Annotated in this window: 20 protein-coding genes; 14 read left to right on the forward strand and 6 right to left on the reverse strand. The window is 41.7% G+C overall.

Going from position 1 to position 22,176, the window contains the following annotated elements:
- The first annotated feature begins 10 nt into the window (after positions 1-10).
- The 6 genes from CLV38_RS04445 to CLV38_RS04470 all read left to right on the forward strand — a co-directional run bounded on the left by CLV38_RS04445 (position 11) and on the right by CLV38_RS04470 (position 6,635).
- Positions 11-982, forward strand: coding sequence for an ROK family glucokinase (locus CLV38_RS04445; protein WP_106192074.1), 972 nt, complete (start codon positions 11-13; stop codon positions 980-982).
- Positions 983-1,026: 44 nt separating this feature from the next.
- Positions 1,027-3,201 (forward strand): PTS transporter subunit IIBC, encoded by a 2,175-nt coding sequence (locus CLV38_RS04450; RefSeq protein ID WP_106192076.1) that lies wholly within the window; start codon positions 1,027-1,029, stop codon positions 3,199-3,201.
- Between the two features lie 21 nt (positions 3,202-3,222).
- Positions 3,223-4,080 carry an endonuclease/exonuclease/phosphatase family protein gene (locus CLV38_RS04455; protein WP_106192079.1) on the forward strand — a complete coding sequence of 286 codons (858 nt, stop codon included), beginning with the start codon at positions 3,223-3,225 and terminating at the stop codon, positions 4,078-4,080.
- 126 nt (positions 4,081-4,206) lie between these two features.
- The gene (locus tag CLV38_RS04460) at positions 4,207-5,097 is read left to right on the forward strand and encodes a transporter substrate-binding domain-containing protein (protein WP_106192082.1); all 891 of its coding nucleotides are present in this window, start codon (positions 4,207-4,209) and stop codon (positions 5,095-5,097) included.
- An 83-nt stretch (positions 5,098-5,180) separates the two neighbouring features.
- Entirely contained in the window at positions 5,181-5,879 is a 699-nt protein-coding gene (locus CLV38_RS04465; RefSeq protein ID WP_106192084.1) for an amino acid ABC transporter permease, read from the forward strand.
- A gap of 12 nt (positions 5,880-5,891) precedes the next feature.
- Positions 5,892-6,635, forward strand: a complete 744-nt coding sequence (locus tag CLV38_RS04470) for an amino acid ABC transporter ATP-binding protein (RefSeq protein ID WP_106192086.1) — start codon at positions 5,892-5,894, stop codon at positions 6,633-6,635.
- Positions 6,636-6,760: 125 nt separating this feature from the next.
- Here the strand turns inward: CLV38_RS04470 and CLV38_RS04475 are convergent, their stop codons facing one another.
- The 4 genes from CLV38_RS04475 to CLV38_RS04490 all read right to left on the reverse strand — a co-directional run bounded on the left by CLV38_RS04475 (position 6,761) and on the right by CLV38_RS04490 (position 11,540).
- Positions 6,761-8,092 carry a 6-phospho-alpha-glucosidase gene (locus tag CLV38_RS04475; protein WP_106192088.1) on the reverse strand — a complete coding sequence of 444 codons (1,332 nt, stop codon included), beginning with the start codon at positions 8,090-8,092 and terminating at the stop codon, positions 6,761-6,763.
- A gap of 36 nt (positions 8,093-8,128) precedes the next feature.
- A complete protein-coding gene (locus CLV38_RS04480) occupies positions 8,129-9,742 on the reverse strand; it encodes a PTS transporter subunit EIIC (RefSeq protein WP_106192090.1) in 1,614 nt (537 codons plus the stop codon).
- Positions 9,743-9,908: 166 nt separating this feature from the next.
- Positions 9,909-10,655: a MurR/RpiR family transcriptional regulator gene (locus tag CLV38_RS04485; RefSeq protein WP_106192093.1), complete on the reverse strand. Its 747-nt coding sequence runs from the start codon at positions 10,653-10,655 to the stop codon at positions 9,909-9,911.
- Positions 10,656-10,679: 24 nt separating this feature from the next.
- Positions 10,680-11,540, reverse strand: coding sequence for a MurR/RpiR family transcriptional regulator (locus CLV38_RS04490; protein WP_106192095.1), 861 nt, complete (start codon positions 11,538-11,540; stop codon positions 10,680-10,682).
- Between the two features lie 148 nt (positions 11,541-11,688).
- Between CLV38_RS04490 and gnd the strand changes: the two genes are divergently transcribed.
- From gnd to CLV38_RS04515, 5 genes are all read left to right on the forward strand, one after another.
- Positions 11,689-12,588 (forward strand): phosphogluconate dehydrogenase (NAD(+)-dependent, decarboxylating), encoded by a 900-nt coding sequence (gnd, locus tag CLV38_RS04495; protein WP_106192098.1) that lies wholly within the window; start codon positions 11,689-11,691, stop codon positions 12,586-12,588.
- A 109-nt stretch (positions 12,589-12,697) separates the two neighbouring features.
- Positions 12,698-14,230 carry a gluconokinase gene (gntK, locus tag CLV38_RS04500; protein WP_106192100.1) on the forward strand — a complete coding sequence of 511 codons (1,533 nt, stop codon included), beginning with the start codon at positions 12,698-12,700 and terminating at the stop codon, positions 14,228-14,230.
- 495 nt (positions 14,231-14,725) lie between these two features.
- Entirely contained in the window at positions 14,726-15,007 is a 282-nt protein-coding gene (locus tag CLV38_RS13700) for a toxin-antitoxin system YwqK family antitoxin (RefSeq protein ID WP_106192103.1), read from the forward strand.
- A gap of 217 nt (positions 15,008-15,224) precedes the next feature.
- On the forward strand, positions 15,225-16,682 hold the full coding sequence (locus CLV38_RS04510) for an ABC transporter substrate-binding protein/permease (RefSeq protein WP_106192106.1): 1,458 nt from the start codon (positions 15,225-15,227) through the stop codon (positions 16,680-16,682).
- Positions 16,675-17,400, forward strand: coding sequence for an amino acid ABC transporter ATP-binding protein (locus CLV38_RS04515; protein WP_106192108.1), 726 nt, complete (start codon positions 16,675-16,677; stop codon positions 17,398-17,400). Before CLV38_RS04510 ends, CLV38_RS04515 begins: the two co-directional genes overlap by 8 nt.
- 66 nt (positions 17,401-17,466) lie before the next feature.
- Here CLV38_RS04515 and CLV38_RS04520 read toward each other — a convergent pair whose 3' ends face one another.
- A complete protein-coding gene (locus CLV38_RS04520; protein WP_106192111.1) occupies positions 17,467-18,066 on the reverse strand; it encodes a helix-turn-helix transcriptional regulator in 600 nt (199 codons plus the stop codon).
- Between the two features lie 337 nt (positions 18,067-18,403).
- On the opposite strand from CLV38_RS04520, the gene CLV38_RS04525 reads away from it, so the two are divergent.
- The 3 genes from CLV38_RS04525 to CLV38_RS04535 all read left to right on the forward strand — a co-directional run bounded on the left by CLV38_RS04525 (position 18,404) and on the right by CLV38_RS04535 (position 21,122).
- Complete coding sequence (locus CLV38_RS04525) at positions 18,404-18,991, forward strand: hypothetical protein (RefSeq protein WP_106192113.1); 588 nt, start codon at positions 18,404-18,406, stop codon at positions 18,989-18,991.
- Between the two features lie 213 nt (positions 18,992-19,204).
- Positions 19,205-20,599 (forward strand): glucuronate isomerase, encoded by a 1,395-nt coding sequence (uxaC, locus tag CLV38_RS04530; protein ID WP_106192116.1) that lies wholly within the window; start codon positions 19,205-19,207, stop codon positions 20,597-20,599.
- 121 nt (positions 20,600-20,720) lie between these two features.
- On the forward strand, positions 20,721-21,122 hold the full coding sequence (locus CLV38_RS04535; RefSeq protein WP_106192119.1) for a DUF5301 domain-containing protein: 402 nt from the start codon (positions 20,721-20,723) through the stop codon (positions 21,120-21,122).
- A gap of 93 nt (positions 21,123-21,215) precedes the next feature.
- On the opposite strand, the gene CLV38_RS04540 is transcribed toward CLV38_RS04535, so the two are convergent.
- Positions 21,216-21,917 (reverse strand): dihydropteridine reductase, encoded by a 702-nt coding sequence (locus CLV38_RS04540; RefSeq protein ID WP_106192121.1) that lies wholly within the window; start codon positions 21,915-21,917, stop codon positions 21,216-21,218.
- Positions 21,918-22,176: the final 259 nt, after the last annotated feature.

Genomic DNA, 22,176 nt, shown 5'->3' on the forward strand with positions numbered 1-22,176 from the left:
GGAGAAACCCATGAAAAAAATTGCTATCGGTATCGATTTAGGAGGAACAACGATTAAATTCGCTTTTCTGACAAAAGATGGGCAGGTCAAGACACAGTGGGCAGTCCCAACACCGGTTCATAACAGCGGACGAAGCATCGTTCCCACTATTATAGAATCGATTCAGAATAAAATGATCGAACAGGCCTTGACCTCTGACCATATAGTGGCCATTGGTATGGGCTCTCCCGGTTCTGTTGACCGTGCAAATGGAACAGTGACGGGAGCCTACAATTTGGGATGGGTCGACACTGTGCATATAAAAGAGGCTATCGAACAGGCATTGGAGATCCCGTTTGTACTGGATAATGACGCGAATGCAGCTGCTCTTGGTGAGCAGTGGATGGGAGCAGGCCAGAACGAACCGAATGTTGTGTTCCTGACGCTTGGTACAGGTGTGGGAGGTGGAGTGATTGTGAATGGCGAATTGGTCCATGGCTTTTTGGATACTGCTGGAGAAATCGGTCATCTGAAAGTGGAGGACAATGGCTTTGCGTGTACCTGCGGACAGGTCGGATGCCTTGAAACAGTCGCAAGCGCAACGGGTATCGTGAACGTGGCTAAGAAAGAAGCGCCTTACTTTATAGAGTCATCAGCTTTGGCTAAAGTTATAGTAGAAAAACAGATGATTACCGCTAAATATGTTTTTGAATCAGCTAGAAGTCAGGATCCACTGGCGGAGCATGTGCTTAAAAAAGTGGGACAATATCTAGGGATAGCATGTGCAAATATAGCAAATATATTGAATCCCTCAACGATTGTATTGGGTGGCGGCGTGTCAAAAGCGGGTGAATTGCTGCTAAGTTATGTCGTGCCGAATTTTGAACGAAATGCCTTTCCAACAATCGCAAAGCACACAGCAATTAAAATCGCGACACTCGAAAACGATGCCGGTTTTTTGGGCGCCGCTTCATTGGCATTTGAATCGGCAGAAAGTAAATAGAGTAAGATAGTTGTGGGTAACTAGACTAGACAGGAGTAATGATGATGAAAAAAATGATGAATTTTGAGTTTTGGCAAAAGTTTGGTAAAGCGTTAATGGGTGTTATTGCCGTTATGCCGGCAGCTGGATTAATGATTTCTATTGGGGGATCGATTCCGCTGATTAATCCGGATATTGAAGCTTTGGTAGCGGTCGGTAGTGTGATCGAAAATGTCGGTTGGGCCATCATTGGCAATTTACATATTTTATTCGCACTGGCAATCGGTGGAAGCTGGGCAAAAGATAAGGCTGGTGGAGCATTTGCTGCCGGAATCAGTTTTATTTTGATCAACCGAATCACTGGAGCGGTTTTTGGGGTAACGGGAGATATGCTGGCTGAAGAAGGGGCTGTAACACAAACATTGCTTGGAGCAGAGATAGCCGTTGATGGGTACTTTGTTTCAGTGCTAGAAGCCCCCGCTCTAAATATGGGTGTTTTCGTTGGGATGATCGCAGGGTTTTTAGGAGCGATGGCGTTCAATAAATATTACAATTACAGAAAATTGCCGGATGCCCTCTCATTCTTTAATGGGAAACGATTTGTCCCATTTGTCGTCATCGTCTGGTCTCTATTGGCAGCGCTTGTTCTGGCATTTGTATGGCCGGTCATTCAAAGTGGGATAAACAGTTTTGGTATCTGGATCGCAGAATCACAGGACACCGCACCAGTATTGGCACCTTTCCTGTTTGGAACACTAGAGCGTCTGCTATTGCCGTTTGGTCTCCACCATATGCTGACGATTCCGTTAAATTATACAGCACTAGGGGGAACGTATCAGGTATTAAGCGGTGCACAAGAAGGCGCGCTTGTTTTCGGTCAGGATCCACTCTGGCTGGCTTGGGCACGTGACTTAGTCAATCTGGATGCTGCTGGAGATGTCAGTACCTATCAGTATGCTATGGAAACATTCGTCCCGGCACGTTTTAAAGTCGGACAAATGATTGGATCGTCAGGGATATTAATGGGTATGGCATATGCCATGTATAAGAATGTCGATAAAGATAAACTCAAGGGATACAAATCAATGTACTTGTCTGCAGGTCTGGCCGTCTTTCTGACTGGTGTGACCGAACCGCTGGAATTCATGTTCATGTTTGCAGCGATGCCGCTTTATGCGATATATGCTGTGATTCAAGGAGCAGCCTTTGCAATGGCAGATATCATCAGCCTACGTGTGCATGCCTTCGGGAGTATCGAACTGCTGACACGGACACCATTGGCATTAAGAGCAGGATTAGGTCTTGATTTGATCAATTTTATATGGGTTTCTGTCTTATTTGGAGTGGTAACCTATTTTATAGCGAACTATCTGATTAAAAAATTCAATTATGCTACACCAGGTCGTAAAGGAAATTATGAAAATGATGCAGTAGGAACTGACTCAACTGAACCAGTCGATGCGTCTCAGCAAGTGTATGACATTATTCACCTGCTTGGTGGAAAAGAGAATATTTCAGATGTAGATGCATGTATGACTCGCTTACGTGTGACTGTAAAAGATACAAACCGTGTTGGGAAAGAGGCGCACTGGAAAAAAGCAGGAGCCATGGGATTAGTACACAAAAACACTGGTGTTCAAGCCATTTATGGCCCTAAAGCAGATGTGCTTAAATCGGATATCATTGATGTACTGGAATCAAATGCACCTATTCCCGCTTCTACGATCGATCAATCCAATACTGATGAAGTCAGTGAAACTGACCAGACGTCTGCTGTGTACTCAGAAGCGGCAGTGGATACGGCCATTTATACTGCAGGAGCAGGAGACGTAAAATCCATCACTGAAGCACCGGACGATGTCTTTTCTCAAAAAATGATGGGAGACGGCTTTATTGTCGATCCCTCTTCAGACGAAATCGTGTCACCTGTTTCAGGAACAATCGAAAACATTTTCCCGACTAAGCATGCGATTTCGATCAAAACGGCTGAAGGAATCGATGTTCTTGTTCACATGGGTGTCGATACGGTAGAATTAGAAGGAAGAGCCTTTACTGTTCATGTTAAAGAAGGGCAAGCGGTTCAAGTCGGAGATGCTCTGGCAGACATGGACCGGAAACAGGTAATAGATGCCGGTAAAAACACGCTGGTCATGGTCGTCTTTACTAACCTGTCGGATAAACAGATATTTAAATTGCACGCTCATCCAGATCAGTCAGGCCGTGTAGGCACAATTAATTAAGCTAGTTAAAGGAGAAAGCAGATGAAGGTTTTAACGTTAAACACACATTCATGGATGGAAGAGGATCCCTACGGAAAGCTTGAGAGTCTGGTGGAAAGCCTGGCAGCGGAAGCGTATGACATTATTGCTTTGCAGGAAGTCAATCAGTCCATGGATGGCGACGTCATCAAAGATGAAACCTTCATCAGTCCTCGTGAAGACCAGTTAATAGTGCCGATTAAGGAAGACAATTTTGCGTATCTTTTAGTTGAAAAACTCAAAGAGAAAGGATTGTCTTACTACTGGAGCTGGGCAGCTAATCATATAGGGTATGATGTGTATGATGAAGGGGTTGCTGTCTTGTCCAGGGAGCCTTTTAAGGCTGAAAGTCACCTGATATCACGAGCAGATGACTATGCCAGTCATTACACTCGTAAAGTCCTGAAAGCGAAGATCGAGCGAAGTGGAAAGCGCTGGACAGTAATGTCGGCACACTATTCATGGTGGAAAAATGATCAGGAAGAGAAATTGTTCCAGCATGAGTGGGAACAGACGCTTGCGGTTATTCAGCCGGATGAAAGAGAACGGCTGATTGTCATGGGTGATTTCAACAATGAACCTCAAACGGATAATGAAGGGTATGCTCTGATCGAACGCACTGCTCCATTTATAAAGGATTCCTTCAAAGCAGCGGGGACAAGCATTGGCGAAGCAACTGTAGAACGTGCAATAGATGGTTGGGAAGGGCATCAGGATCATAAGCGCATCGATTATGTGTTTGTGGGGAATGGGATTCAAGTTAATCGTTACCGTGTCGTATTCGATGGGAAAGCTCAGCCGGTCATCAGTGATCATTTTGGTGTAGAGGCAATGATAAACGAAAAACTTACTAAAAGTTAGAGAAAATACGTGACATTAAGCAAAAATCATGCTATATTTAGCACTGGACTTATTTAGTATCCAGTGCTTTTGTACGTTAAAAATGTGTTAAATATGGGATGATATGAAAAAGAGGAGCTTATAATTATGAAGAAAAAATTATTTTTAACTAGTTTATTATCTCTTGGAGGATTATTAGTCGCTTGTGGAACTGACACAGCTTCTGATGTTGAACCGAACGAAGATGCTGGAGAAGATACTGTTGAAGAAACGGCAGCCGAAGAAACATCATGGGCTGATATTGAAGAAGAAGGCGTTCTGACTGTCGGAACATCCGGAACATATGCGCCGATTACATTCTTTGATGAAAACAATGAACTGACGGGATTTGAAGTTGAATTAGTCAGAGAAATCGGCGAGCGTTTAGATCTTGAAGTTGAATTTGAAACAATGGACTTTGACGGCATTCTTCCGGCACTGAGAAATGGACAAATCGACGTGGCAGCACATGACTTTGCGATCACAGAAGAACGTCTGGAAATCTTTGACTTCGTTGATCCGCACAAATTCTCTTATGGATCGATCATTGTCCGAGCTGAAGATCAGGATACATTTGAATCAGCGTATGATTTAGAAGGTGTTGATGTAGCTGTCGGTTCACTAACAAGTAACTATGCGATTTTCGCTGATAACATCGGTGCAAACGGGACGGCTTATGATGGTGGCGTTGAAGCTATTTTAAGAGATGTTATGAACGGCAACCAGGATGCCTACTTGAATGATTACCTGGTACTGTTAAATACACTAAATGAATTCGACGATGATAATCTGGCAATTGCTGAAGACGTTAAGTTCCATTCAACTGAAAGTGGCATGGCTGTCTTACAAGGAAATGAAACATTAAGAGACCAGTTAAGCGAAACACTTCAGGAGTTATTGGATGAAGGAGTCGTTTCTGACCTGTCTATGGAATTCCTTGGAGCAGATGTGACTGAACCTGTTGATGAATCAGAAGTTGTCAGTTTAGACGGAGAATAATCAGCTGTATAAACATACAAGAAGTACGCTCTTCTTGTATGTTTATTTTTTGAATCTAAAATAAAAAGTGAGAGGATAAGACGATGTTTGATACATTCAGAAATATTCGCTGGGAATACCTGTTTGACCTGGAACTGGCGATAGACTCATTGCCGTTTCTGCTTCAGGGACTACAGAATACAATGATCATCGCCCTGTTCAGTATGGTTATTGCCTTGCTGCTGGGTATTGTGATAGGCATTGCACGGATGTCGAAGTACGCTGTGTTTCACCTGCCGGCACGTTTGTATATTTCGTTTATGCGGGGGACACCTTTGCTGGTATTCGTGTTCATATTGTTTTACGGATTGCCGGTCATCGGTATTGAGTTCAATAACGCCCTGGTCGCTGCTATTGTGGGGGTCAGTTTAAACTTTGCAGGGTATAATGCAGAAGTCGTCCGCTCAGCTATCTTGTCTGTCCCAAAAGGGCAGTGGGAAGCAGCGGCAACTTTACAGATGGATTATTTCCAGACCTTGAGAAAAATAATTATTCCACAAGCTACTCGTATTGCCCTTCCCCCAACCTTCAATATTTTTATGGATGTGGTTAAAGGGACTTCATTAGCTTCCGTCATTACTGTTCAGGAACTGCTTTACAGTTCACGACTGGTAGCTGGAAGAACTTACGACAGCATGACGATGTATATTTCAGCAGCTTTGATTTACTGGATGGTCTGTATCGTCATCGGCTTTTTCCAGGAACGTCTGGAAGTCAGATACAACCGTTACCTATCTAATTAAGGAGGGGCACACATGATAACCATTGAGCGTCTTAAAAAGAGTTTTGACGATACACCGGTTTTAAAGTCGATCGACCTTCAAGTCAACAAAGGGGAAGTGGTTTGTCTGGTGGGTGCTTCGGGATCCGGGAAAACAACACTTCTTCGCTGTCTGAATCTGCTTGAAACGCCTGATGAAGGCAGAATTAAAATTGGCGATAAAGAAGTATCATTCGGTGAGAAACCAATCAGCAAAAAAGATATCAAAGATATCCGAAAGTATTCAGGTATGGTCTTTCAGGGCTTTCACCTGTTTCCTCACATGACGTTGCTTGAAAACATTACTCAGGCCCCGTTAACTGCTAAACAGCAGGAAAAGGACGTCATTATGAAAGAAGCAGAAGTGCTTCTTGAAAAAGTAGGCTTATCAGAACACCAGGATAAATACCCTGATGCGTTATCCGGCGGACAGCAGCAGAGAGCAGCGATTGCCCGTGCCTTGATGATGCACCCGGAAGTAATGCTGTTTGATGAACCGACATCTGCTCTGGACCCTCAACTGGTCAGAGAAGTACTTAAAGTCATTGAAAGTCTGGCTAAAGATGGACAGACGATGGTGATTGTGACACATGAAATGCATTTTGCCCGTCGAATCGCTGATAAAGCATTCTTCATGGATGATGGTTATATAGTCGAAGAAGGACCTGCCGACCAGGTGCTGGCGAATCCAAAAGAGGACCGTACAAGAGAATTTCTGGCCCTTCTTGAAGATGAGTAAAAAAACGCAGGCTAGCAGGTGAAATGAGTCATTAATGAACTGACAAAAGCCCTTACTACTCTCTGAGCAGTAAGGGCTTTTGTATTCAGTTGATCAAGTTAAAGGACTGATGATCAGTTAGCTGATTATTTTAATTCAGGCCAGTAGCCTTTGTTGACTTCGATCAGATCATCGAGCAACTCTTTGGCTACGCCTGCACTTGGAACGATTTTAGATAAGCTCAGTGCCTGCCATAATTTTTGATAACTACCTTCGATATAGGCTTGAACGACTAACTTCTCAACAGTGACCTGCTGAAGCATCAGTGCTCTTTCGAATTCAGGAATTTTACCTTGAGCTAACGGTTCTGGTCCGCCGCTGCCTACGATACAAGGCACTTCAACCATTGCATCATCGTCAAAGTTAGCGATTGCCCCATTGTTCTCAACAATCAGAAGCATGCGTTCTTTAGCATTCAACGCTATAGCGCGCGCAAGATCTACAATAAATGAAGCGTGACTGTCGATGTGGAAACCGCCGTCTACAGCTGTTCCTTTTTCAATAATGTTTCGTGCAGCCGTAAAGACGTCTTTTTCACGGCCGGCCATGACTTCATTAGCGCGGGTGAATGCGGCATTTGACGTTCCGACTTCATAATCAGGATAGAAATAATATTTCAGGTACGTATTTGGTAAAAAGCGTGGTTCGATTGCCAGTAAATCTTTCGCTTTTTTATGTGTCGCCTGCCAGCTTTCGTCCATATGCTGAGTATCGACTTCCACTTGCGTTAAATACCCATTTTCAGCGACGTATTCTTTGATTTCATCCAGGTATTCGTGACCGGACTCTTTATCTTTAACACTCGTCCACCAGCCGAAGTGGTTCAGTCCAAAGTAGCTGACTTCCAGCTCATCCGGTTTTTTATCAATGATTTGTGACATTCTTCTAAGGGTTCCAACGGGCATGTCACAAATGTTCAGTACTTTAGAATCAGGACGCATAACGCGGCAAGCTTCTGCCACGATCGCAGCCGGATTTGAGTAATTGAGCATCCAGGCATCAGGCGAATAAGTCTCCATGTGATCGATTATTTCAAGCATGCCTGTAATACTTCTCATCCCGTACGCAATACCGCCGGGACCGCATGTTTCCTGACCAACTACTCCGTATTTCAATGGAATTTTTTCATCCTGTTCACGCATTTCGTATTTTCCGACTCGAATGTGTGCCATGACAAAGTCTACATCTGTGAAGGCTTCTTCTGGGTCAGTCGTATAGCTGAATTTCAAATCAGGTGCCTGCTCTTTTAATAATATTTCCAGAGCTTCTCCTAAAACAGCCTGTCTGTCACCGTCATTATCATATAATTTTAGTTCTCTCATCGGGAAACGGTCGCTGTTCTCAAGCATCATCATAACAATCCCTGGAGTAAACGTACTTCCGCCACCTGCAATTACTACTGAAAAATCTTTAATCATTTAAATCTGCCCCTTTTAATTTAGTTAATCTTTTTCTTAGTCTTCGGATGGTCTGCCTAAAAATTCTTCTACTGATCGCCTGACTTTATTGACCTGCAGACCGTACACGACCTGAACATTTTTATCTTTGATGATAACGCCGCTGGCACCTGTCTGGTCTCTGAGAACAGCCTCATCTACAACTTGAGGATCATCTACAGTTAAACGCAGACGTGTGTAACAGTTAGTGATTGTTTTGATATTGTCATCTCCACCCAGTGCCTGAACAATCGTGCCTGCCATGCCGTCCTGAGCTTTGTCTGTTTCGTTTTCGATGACACCATCAACAAGAGTACCTGCTTTCTTTGCCTTATAATCTTTCTTAGAATAGAGTCGTGTTTCGCTTGACGAATCTTCTCGCCCAATCGTTCTGTAATTGAATTTTGTAATGAGGAAGCGGAATATAACATAATACAACCCAAAGTAAATCAGTCCGACCAAGATGTATAAAGGCCAGCGTGTTCGTTCGATCCCGAGTGGAATGTTATATAGAAGAAAGTCAATAAACCCATTTGGTCCAATAGCACGTACACCGAGTAAATTCAGTGTGACCATGCTCAATCCACTTAAAACTGAGTGAACAACAAACAATAATGGGGCAATAAACATAAATGAAAACTCAATCGGTTCAGTTACACCTGCAATAAATGAAGTGAAGATAGCAGGGATCAGAATAGCCTTAGCTTTAGCCTTATGTTCAGGCTTGGCAGTGTGATACATCGCTAAACAGGCTCCGATCAGTCCGAACATTTTAGAAATACCGCGTGCATCCCAGATAACACTTTCTGACAGGACGCTAATTGAAGGCTCAGCCATTTCAGCAAAGTAGATATTTCGAGCTCCTTCAAAAAGCTCGCCGCCAACTTCTGCTACTCCACCTAAAGAAGTATAAAGGAACGGTGTATAAACAAGGTGATGGAGACCGGTTGGAATTAAAAGTCTTTCGAGAGTCCCGTAAAGGAATAATCCGAAGTTGCCGGCCTGATTTATAAATACCCCTGTAGAGTCGATACCGGATTGGACGATTGGCCAGACAAAGCTCATAAGGATGGCTGCTAAGACAACGATTGGAATCAAAATAATGAAAACGAATCGTGAACCACCATAAATTTGAAAGGCATTATCAAATTCAATATCCGCATATTTATTGTGTACAAATGCAGTGATGACACCTAAAATAATACCCAAAAACACACCCATATCTAGAACTTGAACACCAAGAACCATGGTTTGTCCTGTTCCTTGAAGAGCAGCAGGATCAACTAATAGTTCGTTCAATGATAAAAAGTTGTTCATTGCATGAATAAAAACTAAGTAGCCTAATAATGACGTAAAACCGGCTTCTGCTTTTTTCTTGTCGGCAAGGCCCATGGCTATCCCCACACAGAAAATGAGGCCTAAATTGGTTAATATTGAAACAAGCGAACCGGATAATATCGTTCCGAATCCCATTGTGATGGGGTTATTTAAAAATGGAACGGTTTCAATCAATTGCGCGTTGGTAAACAGATTACCGATTGCAATCAGAATACCGGCTATCGGTAAAATAAGGACGGGAATGAACATGGCTTTGGCGAACCGCTGCATGCCATTCATTAATTTGTCTTTCATAGCTGTCTTTCCTCCAATGGTTTTACTTTTTAGAAGCATCGTCTAAAAAGATTAGTAATGTGATACGTTGAGTATAGCGTGGAAGCGTTTAAAATGTTAGGGTATTGGACGCAAACGAAACGTGTTTCTCAAAAGCGAAACACGTTCCGGGTATTTATTGATTAAACTATTGATTAAGATAACGTTCGATGATCAGTTCAAAAGAAAGCAGGACGCCAGGGAAGAAGAGATTAGGCAGAAGATTACGGTCATCCAGTTTATGCGAATCATGAATCTGGATATTTAAATCTGACAATTTAGCTATTCTGTTTTCTGATTCCTGAGTGATTGAAATGGTGAAAATACCGGCTTCTGACGCTTTTTTCAGTTTTTCATAGACCTGCTCCGTTTCGCCGGATCTCGAGACGACAATCATAACGGCAATATCGTTCAGATTATTTTCAAATATACCGACAGAGTCAGAACCACTCGCCAGCATGGCTTTCTTTCCAAGAGTCAGGAGCTTTTTATACATATATTCAGCGATGATTTTAGAAAAACCGGTAGCGTACAGGAAAATATATTTTTCTTTGTTCATCAGTACGGTTCGAATAAAGGTGTCCATCGTTTCCTGTGAACAGTTTACAAACAGGCTTGAAATCTCCTGACTGAGCAGCAGGCTTTCTGAAGTTCCTTCACTGTATTCTGATTTTTTGACTAAAGGAAGCAGGGAATAATACATATCTGTAAACCCACTGTATCCCAATTTTTTTGACAATCTGATGACTGACGCAGGCGAGGTAAATGTTTCTTTGGCGACTGCGCGGACACCCATATCCTGTATATCTGAGATGTTTTCAACGACGTATCTTAAAATGTCTTTCTCCAGATTTGTCAATTGTTTTCCTGATGTTAATTTATTGAGGTCGATCAAAGGAAAACCTCCTAGTTTGATATGTTAATCTTTTTTCTTCTGTATAACCTGTCTAACGGATTCCAGTGAGTCTTTCCCTCTCTCACCCATTAACAGCATAGCGTTGACATACAAAGCATCCAGCAGACTAAGCTGAGCGATTCGAGAGGCTAAAGCTTCAGATCGAAAATCAGTTTCCTCAGATAATGTATGCAGAGCGATGTCCGACTGACTGCTTAATGCTGATTGAGCAAAACCTGTCAGAGAAATCGTGAATACTTTTTTGGATTTAACGACGTTTAAAATATCCAGAAGGTCGTTCGTTTGTCCAGTATGTGAAATCAGAACAGCCACATCTCCTTCTTTAAGTTGTGAAGCTGACATCAGCTGCAGGTGAGAGTCCATTTGAGCGTTGACGTTCAGACCTGTCCGGATAAACTTATGATACCCGTCTAAGGCAATAATCATAGATCCTCCCACCCCAAAGAATTCCAGACGATTGGAATGGACGATTTTATCCACTGCTTCCTTGAAATTCTGTTCGTTGATGACCTCCAGCGTATCATTCAGGGTTCTAATATTAGATTGAAATACTTTTTCCAAGATTGTTAATTCACTGTCACTTTTAACGACCTTCTCGTGGACATCGTTAAAGGTGTGGCTCATTTCCTGAGCCATTGCTATTTTAAGTTCCTGGAATCCTGAGTAGCCTAATTTTTTACAGAACCGGAAAATAGTAGAATCGGCAAGACCAAGGTCGTGTCCGATTTGACTGATGGTACCATGCATGATCTTTTCAGGATTATCAGTTATGTACCTTGCAACTTCAGACTCTTTAGAACTGAGCGAATGAGTCACAGTTAAAAGGCGTGTTCTTAGATCTTTAGTTTTTAATGATTGAGTCATAATGCCCACCTCAGTTAATTAGTTTGTTCCCATACTAATTATAAAGATAAAAGAGGAGAAAGAAAATATTTTCTTTAAAAGACTTGAAAGAAATAAAATTCTTTTCTATACTAAGGGTGTCGAAAAAAATTCTATGGAGGACTAAAATATGAAAATAGCATTATGTGGACTAGGAAAAATGGGACTTAATTTAGTAAGAAATTTAATTGAAAATGAACACGAGGTTATAGCCTACGATATAGATGATCAGGCAATTAGAGCGGCTGAGAAAGCAGGGGCCATTGGTGCAAAATCGTTGGATAACCTGGTGGCAGCCTTTTCTGGTGATAGAAAAGTCATTTGGATGATGGTACCGGCAGGAGACATTACGCAGAATTTGATCAATGAACTAACACCGCTGTTGGACGAGGAGGATATTCTGATGGATGGAGGGAACGCTTTTTATAAAGACAGCATCAGACGCGCAGCTGAACTGAAAACTAAAGGTATACATTATATTGATATAGGTACCAGTGGCGGTATGGAAGGCGCACGACATGGTGCCTGCACTATGGTCGGTGGAGAAAAAGACATAGTAGAGGAAATAGAAACTGTATTTCGAGATGTGTCAGTCGAAGATGGCTATCTTTATACTGGACTGGCTGGAAGTGGCCATTTTCTTAAAATGGTACACAACGGAGTAGAATATGGCATGATGCAGGCAATCGGCGAAGGATTCGATATACTCGAGAAAAGTCATTTCGATTATGATCATGAGAAGGTAGCTAAAGTCTGGAATAACGGATCAGTTATTCGTTCGTGGCTGATGGAATTGATGCAATCCGCTTTTTCTGAAGATCCAAGACTGGACGATATCAAAGGGGTAGTCCAGGCATCAGGCGAAGGCAAGTGGACAGTGGAAACGGCAATGGAACTGGAAACAGCTGCTCCTGTCATAGCATTGTCTCTCATGATGAGAAATCGCTCTCTGGAAAATGATACTTTCAGTGGAAAGGTTGTTGCGTCTTTAAGAAACCAGTTCGGTGGACACTCTGTAGAGAATTCGTAAGAACGGATGAACTAGCCTCTTGGCTTATGTATGATAAAGCGCTAGAATGAAGTGTAGGCAACAGAGGTAAACGGATCACCAGTACAGTCACGGGAAGGATCAAGATGAAATGAGTAAGTATTCCATTGGAGTAGATATAGGGACGACAAGTACAAAGGCGGTTTTATTCACCGAATCGGGCGAAAGTGTGCATCAGGCGACTATTGAGTATCCGCTGCTGACACCCGTTCCGAAAGTAGCGGTACAAGACCCGGATGAAATAGTTGAAGCGGTTGTTACAGCAATCAAGCGGGTTGCTGAAGAACAGATCCTCGAGCAGAATGAATTAAGTGTCATTTCGTTCAGCTCTGCTATGCACAGCATTATAGTTGTAGATAAAGAAGGTCAGCCACTGACGCCATCAATCACCTGGGCTGATCAGCGTAGTGAACCATATGCAAAAGCTTTAAAAAGCACAAATGGGCAGTCTATTTACGAAAAAACAGGCACACCTATCCATCCAATGTCTCCTTTAAGCAAACTGATCTGGCTGAGAGAAGAAGAGTCAGCTGTTTTTGAGCAGGCATATAAATTTGTTGGGATAAAAGAATATGTCTTTTATCGTCTGTTCGACCGGTACGTTATTGATTATTCGGTAGCATCAGCAACAGGGCTATTCAACATGTTTACTTTAGACTGGGACAGTGAAGCCTTGGAGACGGCTGGCATTTCAAGTGGTAAGCTGTCTGAGATCGTGCCAACGACTGAAATCTTTAAAGGTGTAAATAAACAGCTGGCTGAAAGGATGGGGATCGATCCGAAGATTCCCGTAGTTATAGGTGCTAACGACGGGTGTCTCGCCAATCTGGGAGTCAATGCTATTGATAAAGGAACAGTAGCGGTTACAATCGGGACTAGTGGAGCAATCCGGACAGTTGTCGATGAACCGGTTACGGATCCTGATGGGAGAATATTTTGTTATGCATTGACCGATCAGCATTGGGTCATCGGAGGACCTGTGAACAATGGTGGGATGATTTTGAGATGGCTAAGAGATGAACTGTGTGTTAAGGAAATAGATGAGTCTAAAGAGACAGGAATAGAGGCATATGACCTGATTACTGAAAAAGCAGCGACTATCCGACCAGGATCAAACGGTTTGCTATTTCACCCATATTTGTCAGGTGAACGCGCACCCTCATGGAACGCCAATGCCAGAGGATCATTTTATGGGTTGGCATTGCATCACAAACGGGAACATATGATGAGAGCAGTGCTCGAGGGAATCAACTTGAATCTGTACATGGTAATGAAGGCACTGGAAGACATTATTGGACGGCCAGCAAAGATTCATGCGACCGGCGGATTTGCGCAGTCAGAAGTCTGGCGTCAGATGCTTGCTGATATTTTTAATCAGGAAGTACATATTCCTCAAACAGTCGAAAGTGCCTGCCTAGGTGCATCGGTATTGGGCCGGTTTGCGGTAGGCGAACTGAAAAGCCTGTCTGCAATCGAAGACTTGGTCAAAACAGAAACGATAAATAAACCGGAAGTGGAAGCCGTCAGCATATACGAAGAGCTGATTCCAATATACAGTCGATTGAGCCGGATCTTCGAACAGGAATATGATGCAATCAGCGACTTTCAGACAAAATATAAGTGATGAATTGCGAATAAGCTATCAGATGAACTGAAAATTAGGAATGAGCTGTGGAGTGGAAGCTTTACCTGCTGACTGAGACTAGAATTAAGAGTGAGCGGTGAAGTAAAAGCTTTAACCAGCTGACTGAAACCGAAAATAAGAGTGAGTAGGGAAGTAAACTGGTTAAAATGCCTACTGAAACCCAGAATAAGAATAAGTAGGGAAGTAAACTAATTAACGTGTCGACTGAAGCAACAATCAGTAGTGAGTAGGGAAGTAAACTGGTTAAAATGCCTACTGAAACCCAGAATAAGAATGAGTAGGGAAGTAAACTAATTAACGTACCGACTGAAACAACAATCAGTAATCAGCGGTGAAATACGCCAACTATACTGCGAGATCAGAACCAAGTGCGGTATCAACTAAGACAGATAAGACTCAAATACTAGCGCTCTTATGAAAAACGACACTTAAGTGATAAGGGGGAAGGGAAGTTCTCGGAACTTCCCAACATATATGCTAAAAAAGAAAGAATATGCTAACGGACAGAAGGTTTACTTATTAGAAGACAGCTACCTCACTTATTATTTTGAAGATGGGACAGTTAAATCTAAAGGCCCTTTTATCAATGACATGATGGAAGGGGAATGGATTTTTTACCGTAAGACAGGGGAGCTGTGGCAAGTCGGTCATTTCAAAGAAAATGTGAAACATGGACGATGGGTTCGTTATGACAGAGAAAATCAGATTGAGTATGATGAAGAATTTAACGAAGGAAAAATAATAAAGAAAAAATAAGAGCGACTAATTTAATACGGTGAAAAGAGTTATGAGGTGTGCAAGTTGCCATCCGTGGCTCTTTTTTTTATGAAACCGCAATCTTTAATATACATAAAAAATACATATAATGGCTATTTTAAACAAAATAAGGCAATATTAATAAAATATATTGCATAAATAATTTTATAATGGTATTATTTTCTTCAAGCCGACATAGACAAAGGAGACAGGACTTATGAAGAAAAGTATAAAAGGAATTATTGCCTTACTTATATTAATGAGCACGTTTATGATCCCGGGGACTTCAGCATCTGCTGAGGATGGATCAGCTTTACAGCGAGTACAGGATGCAGGAGTCCTCGTCGTTGGAACAAGCGCAGACTTTCCACCGTTTGAATTTTATGCCGTAGTAGATGGTGAGCGTCAGGTTGTCGGAATGGACATGATGATCGCTCAAAAGATAGCGGATGATTTAGGAGTGGAACTGCAGATAGAGGATATCGGGTTCGACAGTCTGCTGCCAGCTTTAGAAGCCAGAAACGTCGACGTCATTATAGCCGGTATGACACCAACTGCTGAACGTAGAAGAAGTGTAGACTTCTCAGACATTTATTTCCAGACTTTCCAGAATGTTATGGTTCGAGCTGAAGATGAAGAAGTGTATCCTACAATTGAATCCTTAAGCGGACTGACAGTAGGTGTTCAGACTGGATCGCTTCAGGAATCATTGGCTGAACAAATTCCGGATGCAGAAGTTATGAGTCTGACTGACTTAAATGACTTACTGCTTGCATTGAAAACAAACCGTATTGAAGCCATTGTTATGCAGGGCCCTAACGCTGAAGCTCATGCAGGGAATGATCCAGACTTACATACATTTGTTGGGGATTTTGAATTAGATGGCGATGATGAAGGGTCTGCAATTGCCTTCAGACAAGGCGAAGATTCATTAGTTGAAGCCGTTAACGAAAGTTTAGCTGAAATAGCAGAACAAAATTTAACTGATGACTATCTGGCAACTGCTGGAGAATATATGGCACAAGAAGCAGGAGACGATGGATTCGTTGCCAGTTATTGGGAATACTTCTGGGATGGAACATTGATCACATTACTTATCTCCGCTTTAGGCGTGATTTTCGGACTGATTATTGGATCGCTATTAGCCTTGATGCGTTTATCCAAGCAAGTGCTGGTTAGATTCCCTGCCACAGCTTACGTTGAATTTGTTCGTGGTACACCTTTATTGATTCAAGTCATGTTTATCTACTTTGCTTCAGGTATGTTCTTTAACCTGCCGGCACTGATAGCTGGTATCATTGCTGTATCGCTTAACTCAGGAGCCTATATTGCAGAAATCATCAGGGGTGGAATAAATTCTGTTAATAAAGGCCAGGATGAAGCTGCAAGAAGTTTGGGAATGAGCAAGAAACAGACAATGCGTCATATCGTATTCCCGCAGGCACTGAAAAATATCTGGCCGGCATTGGGTAATGAATTTATTACCATCATCAAAGAGTCTTCTATCGTATCTGTAATCGGTGTAGGCGAACTGATTTTCCAGACAAGAGTGGTTCGTTCGATTTCATTCCAAGGTATTCTACCATTGTTCGTGACAATGCTGATATACTTTGTATTGACGTATACTCTAACTAAACTCTTGAACTTCTACGAAGGGAGAATGAATCATGATTAAAGTGAACCACTTGAAAAAATCATTTGGAAAAAACGAAGTACTGAAAGATATCAATGAGGAGTTTAATCAGGGAGAAGTGGTCGTCGTCATCGGCCCTTCCGGATCGGGGAAATCAACTTTTCTCCGTTGCTTGAATTTACTTGAAGAACCGACTGAAGGCGAAATTGTTTTCGAAGGAACAACACTGACTGGTTTGAAAGAAAAAGACTTGAACCAGCTGCGCCAGAAAATGGGGATGGTGTTCCAGCAGTTCAATCTATTTCCTCATAAGACAGCTAAAGAAAATTTGACAATCGCACCAATCAAATCCAAAGGGACGAGTCAAAATGAAGCTGACCAGAAAGCAGTTCAGTTATTAAGACAAGTTGGATTAGGCGACAAAGAGGATGCGTACCCTGCAAGTCTCTCAGGTGGTCAGCAACAGCGTGTGGCGATTGCCCGAGCACTGGCGATGGATCCGGACGTCATGCTGTTTGATGAACCGACATCAGCGTTAGATCCTGAGATGGTTGGAGAAGTACTGAAGGTTATGAAAGACTTGGCACAATCAGGTATGACAATGGTCGTGGTTACACACGAGATGGGATTTGCCCGTGAAGTAGCAGACCGAGTATTGTTTATGGATGATGGTCTGATTGTTGAACAAGGGACACCAGATGCTATTTTTTCCGCTCCGAAACATGCGCGTACGCAGGATTTCTTGTCGAAAGTATTATAAAGTAAAGCATCAGTTCTCATGTTAGAATCGAGAACTGATGCTTTTTTTATAGAGTCGTCTTCAAATTTATAAGATGGGAATCAGGATCAGATTGACCACTTCCTGAATATCGGTTTGGACAAACCAGTTAAAGTATAAAGTTAGAAGTGAGAGGAGTTCAAGCAGTGTCAGCACGGTCGTTAAAGACAGCAGTACTCCAATCAGCAGGCGATTAGTGGTTGTATATAGCGCGAGAAGGGCGACAGGAATAGTCAGAATGAGCAGTTTCGGAAAAAAGAAACCAGGAAAGAGGGCAATCAGCAGATAATTGACAGCCATCCATTTGTTCAACTTCAAGTGAGATACAGCGTCTTTCGCTGGAAGAGTATACTTTCTTTTCGATTTTACCGACGTGTTTTCTATGTGTACCTTAAGTTTGTTCACAGCAGGTACGTTGTCTTGCATCTGATCACCGAGATAGTCTGTTCCGTATTCTTCAGTTAAGAACCACTCTAATGGATAGCCAAATGTTTTAGACAGCAGTTTGACCGTTTCCAGTTCCGGATGTGTGTGGCCATTTTCCCATCTGGAAATAGCCTGACGACTGACAAAAATAATATCTGCCAGTTTAGCCTGCGATAACTTTTCTTTAGTGCGCAGGTAAATAATTTTATCCCCAATATCCATATTTAAATCTCTCCCCAAAGCTAGTGAATATCTGTTAATAAATTAAGGCAATTATATCATGATTACAAACAGTTGGATAGGAAAGATGAACAAAAGTTTAATTATGGTCATATTATTCATGATACAGTTTAAAAATAAGATGGGTAGAAGATGTTACATAGTGGCGACATTCCCTTGTCGTAACAGTGTTTGTCAGGGGGAAACAAGCTGTTTCTAGTTAGAAAGCCGTGTTTGATATAAGCTGAACTTAGAAGTGAATGGCAGTGATCCGTTCGGGTCATAGTCAGTAGGCGCAATTGGTGACGTGATGAAACGGATAAACTGAGGGAGTATTTTTATGGCACTGGTATTATGGGGGATTGTTTTTTTATTTCTAAAATATACTGTTTCACTACAGGACATGAGTCTGTTCTATCTTATGACTAATTTAGTTGGCTTGCTGCTGATAAAATGGGGACTGGATGAAATTGAATGCGTCACTGGTCAAAAAGTGAATGACCAGTTGTGGTTTTATGGTGTCATGAATCTGCTGTTAGTGACGTGCAGAATATTTGAAGTTCACGTGTATGAGATAGGGTTGGAGTATTTTGAATCGTATGTCCTGGCCTTTACTCTGATGTTCGCCCATTTCTATGTTTTCTTTTTTCCGTTGTACATTTTTTCAGTTTTATTAAAGTTTGACAGACACCTCCTACAGAAACCATTCTCATACTCAGTGACCTATATGGTTCCCATATGTGTTTCTTTAGCCCTTATCAGTTTCTTGTCTCAAACGACAGAACTGGCCAGAGCCCTATTATGGACAACTATTATTTTACTTGAGCTGCATGCGTCACTAAGATTGCTGATTGCCAACAAAACAGAGGATAAAGTGACGTCAAAAATGTGTGAAAAAGCAGCACATTTGTTTAGAAAAAGAATCTGAGCTGTAAATAAAATAGACTGTTTCTCGTATAAGTAGAGGCTTTCCCCAAAGGCTCTACTTTTTTTAGTACACAAAAAGCTCATGCCCAGTTTGAACTTAGCGTTCAATTAAGTGGAGGTTTTAATATATGGGTGATAAATCACTTGTAACCTTAGGCCATTCATTCTAAAATAAGGTTAATATAAAAGCTAAACAAACTACTGGAGGACGCTCATGTCATTTATTCATAACGACTTTATGCTTCAAAATGAAACCGCTAAACAGATATATCATAACATAGCTAAAGACTTGCCAATTATTGATTATCACTGCCATCTGGATCCCAAAGAAATAGCTGAAGATTATATATTTGAGGATATCACCGAATTGTGGCTGGCAGGAGATCATTATAAATGGCGCGCGATGCGGGCAAATGGCGTTTCTGAAGACTTGATCACAGGTAATGGATCATCTAAGGAGAAATTCAAAGCCTGGGCAGAAACAGCCGAAGTAGCCTTAGGAAACCCTTTATTCCATTGGACACAACTGGAATTGAAACAGTATTTTGGAATAGAAGATCTGCTGTCGAGTGAGAACTGGGAAGACATTTATGATAAAGCCAATCAGCAGCTAAAGAATGACGGGATGACTGCTCAGTCACTGATCAAACAGTCACAGGTTGAATTCATCGGCACGACCGATACACCATTTGATTCGCTGGAGTATCATAAACAGATCGCTGAAGATTCCAGTTTTGATGTGACGGTGGCGCCTTCTTTCAGACCGGACGAACTGTATAATTTATCTCCTGACGATATCAGACGACTGGAAAAGCTGACAGGGAAAACCGCGGACAATTACGACTCTTTCAAAACCATTTTAGAAAATAGAGTGGCGTATTTCGATCAACATGGTGCCTTAATTTCAGACCATGGAATAACTGAATTGATTTATCAGGAGTCTACTGATGACGATATCGAGCGGATATTTGCAAAGTTTAAAGCTGAAGAAACAGTTACGGAAGAAGAGAAAGCGCAATGGATGACCCGGTTATTAGTGGACTTGGGTAGTTTTTATTATGATAGAGGGTGGATCATGCAGATTCACTTCGGTGCAATTCGAGATGCTAATAAACGACTGTTTAATCAAGCGGGTGCAAATGTTGGAGTGGATTCCATATATGATCAGCCGAAAGTTGCAGAGCATTTAAACCAGCTGCTGAATGCGATGGACGTAAAAAGCAAACTGCCGAAAACAATCATCTATAACTTGAACCCTGAACTCAACCATATAGTTGCGAGCACTGTAGCAAACTTTCAGTCGAATGAAGAGGGCATCAAAGGGAAAGTTCAGTTCGGTGCCGGCTGGTGGTTCAATGACACTGAACAAGGTATGCTGAGACAAATGGAAACTTTAGCTGATCACGGACTTTTGATGCACTTTGTTGGAATGCTGACCGATTCACGCAGTTTTGTATCTTATCCGCGCCACGATTATTTCCGGCGTATCTTCTGTAACTTTGTCGGAGAACAGGTGGAGCAAGGGAAATTTCCAGACAATGATCTCCTGATTAAGCGATTAGTCGAAAATGTCTGTTACTACAATGCCAAACGATACTTTCAAAAATAAGTGAGTCAATCACTCTCTGGGTGCTGTTCTTTCACTACTAAAGAGCAGCAGTCCAGATTTTTATTAACCTGACAAGTACTGTATTGTAGACTCAAGATCATATAAAGTAGGGAGCTGTAAGATGAAGATAAACTATCGGTTACTTCTATATCTCTTATTTATTGCTGGGGGCATTTTTGTGCTTGAGCAATTTAGAATAGATAATATACCAGATCCGAATGATGTCATTATAGTAACCATCGAAGGGAATGGCGAAACGGTAGATATTTCGGACGAGGCTATTATTTCAGTACTTCTGGAAGACATAGCAAAGGCTAAAAACACGCTGCGTTCAAGTAACCATGACCAGCCGATAGATGAACCATACTGGACACTTGTCTTTCAAACTGCTGAAGGCAGAACAGATACAGTCTATTTCTATGAATCAAGATGGTTCAGTTATATTGAGAAACCATATGAGGGGATCTACACAGTAGACTCAGCTACTCTTGAAAATCTGGCCCACTTTATCCAAATGTGGTAATAACAGAATCGACCAACAAAAAACCAGCGAATTTATCTATTCTTTTAGATAAATCCGCTGGTTTATTTATTTATTTAAAAAGAAAAGGCTAGTTTAGACAAAGAATACGCCCGCTCTTGATTCATGTTTATCAAGAGTGATCTGCTCATCTGTGATCCCTTGTCTGCGCAGAAAGCTGATGTTCTCTTTGAGAAACTCGTCTCCGCCAACAACATAGAATAAAGCATGTTTGTCCTTTGTTAGCTGCTCAACTTCCTTATAGTAGGTATGACGGTTGTCGACATGCTGAACAGATAATTGATGTTCAGGTAAGGATTTAAAGCTATCTGAAAACAGATAGTTTTTTGACGAATCGATCGATAATGAGTGGATTCTGTCAATCCCTGAAGCATTTGATAAGTACTCAAGAACCAAAGGTCTGAAAGTTGCAATACCCACTCCGCATGATAACAAGTTAATCGCTTTGTCTTCTCTTTTAAGTGTGACGTTTGAATGTGTTTTGAATAAAGCGACTGAATCTCCAACAGTTAACTTGCGCAGTTCGGATTTAAACTCAGAGCACTCATCTTTTATACGAGTCGTTATGCCAATGGCACGTTCACCCGGAAGAGTAGAAATCGACATATGTCGAACTAAGCTTTTGTTCGGTTTTTCACCACTATTAAATCCTTCTAGCGCAAGGTGAGTATGAGCACCTTCTTCCCAGGTGAAATCGGCAGGACTGTCCAGTTTATACGTCCATGTGTAGGGTGCTTCTTGAATAATATCTATAACCGTAGTCCAGTGAATCTGCATGATGAGTCATCTCCTTTGATTGTGTACTAATTAACTATGTATGATGATTAACAGTATACTTTAATTGAGAATGATTCTCAATCGTTTTCCTTAAATAATTAATGAGGAGTAACTGAATCGTAAGCGGCTGTAAACGAACTTCAAAACCCATCAAACGCGCATAAAGTTCGTGTATAAAGGTATATAAACTTTAATTAAAGACCATTATTATTCAGATGAGATTAAACACGAACAATAAATGAGATTACAATGATAAATA

This window comes from Alkalibacterium olivapovliticus (genome assembly GCF_003003275.1).
Taxonomy (GTDB): domain Bacteria; phylum Bacillota; class Bacilli; order Lactobacillales; family Carnobacteriaceae_A; genus Alkalibacterium; species Alkalibacterium olivapovliticum.

Coding starts and splice junctions, on each gene's coding strand:
- CLV38_RS04525 (WP_106192113.1), top strand. CDS start 18,404: ATGGCACTGGTATTATGGGGGATTGTTTTTTTATTTCTAAAATATACT.
- CLV38_RS04535 (WP_106192119.1), top strand. CDS start 20,721: ATGAAGATAAACTATCGGTTACTTCTATATCTCTTATTTATTGCTGGG.
- gntK (WP_106192100.1), top strand. CDS start 12,698: ATGAGTAAGTATTCCATTGGAGTAGATATAGGGACGACAAGTACAAAG.
- CLV38_RS04520 (WP_106192111.1), bottom strand. CDS start 18,066: ATGGATATTGGGGATAAAATTATTTACCTGCGCACTAAAGAAAAGTTA.
- CLV38_RS04455 (WP_106192079.1), top strand. CDS start 3,223: ATGAAGGTTTTAACGTTAAACACACATTCATGGATGGAAGAGGATCCC.
- CLV38_RS04515 (WP_106192108.1), top strand. CDS start 16,675: ATGATTAAAGTGAACCACTTGAAAAAATCATTTGGAAAAAACGAAGTA.
- CLV38_RS04490 (WP_106192095.1), bottom strand. CDS start 11,540: ATGACTCAATCATTAAAAACTAAAGATCTAAGAACACGCCTTTTAACT.
- gnd (WP_106192098.1), top strand. CDS start 11,689: ATGAAAATAGCATTATGTGGACTAGGAAAAATGGGACTTAATTTAGTA.
- CLV38_RS04460 (WP_106192082.1), top strand. CDS start 4,207: ATGAAGAAAAAATTATTTTTAACTAGTTTATTATCTCTTGGAGGATTA.
- CLV38_RS04470 (WP_106192086.1), top strand. CDS start 5,892: ATGATAACCATTGAGCGTCTTAAAAAGAGTTTTGACGATACACCGGTT.
- CLV38_RS04445 (WP_106192074.1), top strand. CDS start 11: ATGAAAAAAATTGCTATCGGTATCGATTTAGGAGGAACAACGATTAAA.
- CLV38_RS04475 (WP_106192088.1), bottom strand. CDS start 8,092: ATGATTAAAGATTTTTCAGTAGTAATTGCAGGTGGCGGAAGTACGTTT.
- CLV38_RS04465 (WP_106192084.1), top strand. CDS start 5,181: ATGTTTGATACATTCAGAAATATTCGCTGGGAATACCTGTTTGACCTG.
- CLV38_RS04480 (WP_106192090.1), bottom strand. CDS start 9,742: ATGAAAGACAAATTAATGAATGGCATGCAGCGGTTCGCCAAAGCCATG.
- uxaC (WP_106192116.1), top strand. CDS start 19,205: ATGTCATTTATTCATAACGACTTTATGCTTCAAAATGAAACCGCTAAA.
- CLV38_RS04510 (WP_106192106.1), top strand. CDS start 15,225: ATGAAGAAAAGTATAAAAGGAATTATTGCCTTACTTATATTAATGAGC.
- CLV38_RS04450 (WP_106192076.1), top strand. CDS start 1,027: ATGAAAAAAATGATGAATTTTGAGTTTTGGCAAAAGTTTGGTAAAGCG.
- CLV38_RS13700 (WP_106192103.1), top strand. CDS start 14,726: ATGCTAAAAAAGAAAGAATATGCTAACGGACAGAAGGTTTACTTATTA.
- CLV38_RS04540 (WP_106192121.1), bottom strand. CDS start 21,917: ATGCAGATTCACTGGACTACGGTTATAGATATTATTCAAGAAGCACCC.